This window comes from Microbacterium sp. Leaf351, assembly GCF_001423825.1.
Taxonomy (GTDB): Bacteria; Actinomycetota; Actinomycetes; order Actinomycetales; family Microbacteriaceae; genus Microbacterium; species Microbacterium ginsengisoli.
Map to the genome: position 1 here is coordinate 58662 of NZ_LMPK01000018.1, position 1217 is coordinate 59878.

At 69.2% G+C, this 1217-nt stretch carries 1 protein-coding gene and 1 pseudogene; both read right to left on the reverse strand.

Annotated features, from left to right (window positions below; genetic code table 11):
• Positions 1-559: tryptophan--tRNA ligase (gene trpS / locus ASG00_RS17570; RefSeq protein WP_442922618.1), on the reverse strand; the 559-nt coding region annotated here is incomplete at its 3' end.
• Between the two features lie 121 nt (positions 560-680).
• A pseudogene (locus tag ASG00_RS07090) lies at positions 681-1217 on the reverse strand (exodeoxyribonuclease III); the annotation flags it as partial.

A 1217-nucleotide genomic window follows, 5' to 3' on the forward strand; every position in this document is an offset into this window, starting at 1 on the left:
CGGTCGGGTTCTGCAGGTCGTAGATGCGTGCGGTCTCCTGCTGGATCATCGGCACGGGCACGGTGAAGGTCTCGCCGAACCTCGAGTTGAAGCGCTCCGCGAGGTCGCGGGTGAGTTCGACGTGCTGCTTCTGGTCGTCGCCGACGGGCACGACCGACGCCTGGAAGAGCAGGATGTCGGCGGCCATCAGCACCGGGTAGGTGAAGAGTCCGACCGTGGTGCCGTCGGTGCCGTAGCGCTGCGACTTGTCCTTGAACTGCGTCATGCGGCTCGCCTCGCCGAAGCCGGTGAGGGTGCCGAGCACCCACGCGAGCTCGGCGTGCGCGGTGACGTGCGACTGCACGTACAGCGTCGACTTGGCGGGCTCGATGCCCGCCGCGATGTACTGCGCGGCCGTTCGGCGGGTCTTCTCACGCATCTCGGCGGGGTCGAACGGCTGCGTCAGCGCGTGCAGGTCGACCACCGAGAAGTACGCGTCGTACGACTCCTGAAGGTCGCGCCACTGCAGGAGGGCCCCGATGTAGTTGCCGACCTGCAGAGAGTCGGCGGAGGGCTGCATTCCCGAGTACAGACGCGCTTTGGTCACTCCCCGATTCTAGGGCGGTCGGATGCCGCGCCCCGCGGCATGCGGACGGCGGCGGGCCCCGCATCGGCAGGGCCGAGATGACGACAGTGCGCTCTCAGCGACCGATCGCGTAGTCGGCGACGACCGGGGCGTGATCACTCCACCGCTCGGCGTAGGTCGCCGCCCGCGCCACGTGGTAGCCGCTCTCGCGTGCCGCGAGCGCGGCGGTCGCCAGGTGGTAGTCGATGCGCCAGCCGGTGTCATTGTCGAACGCCTGACCGCGGTTCGACCACCACGTGTACGGACCCTCGACCTCTCCCGCATGACGGCGGCCGATGTCGACCCAGCCGAGACCGGTGCCGGTCGAGCCGTCGACACCGACGACCTGTGCGCCCTCGTCGCCGAGGAACCGGTCGACATAGGCCCGCTCCTTCAGCAGGAAGCCGGCCTTCTTCTGGTTCCCTCGCCAGTTCTTGATGTCGAGCGGGCGGTGGCCGACGTTCAGATCGCCCGTGACGAGCACGAGCGCACCGCCGGCGGCGAGGCGCGACATGCGCTCGGTCATCGCGTCGAGGAAGCCGTACTTCGCGTCCTGGCGCGGGGTGCCGTCCTCCCCGGAGTGCACGTAGGCGCTCACGACGGTGACGGTCTC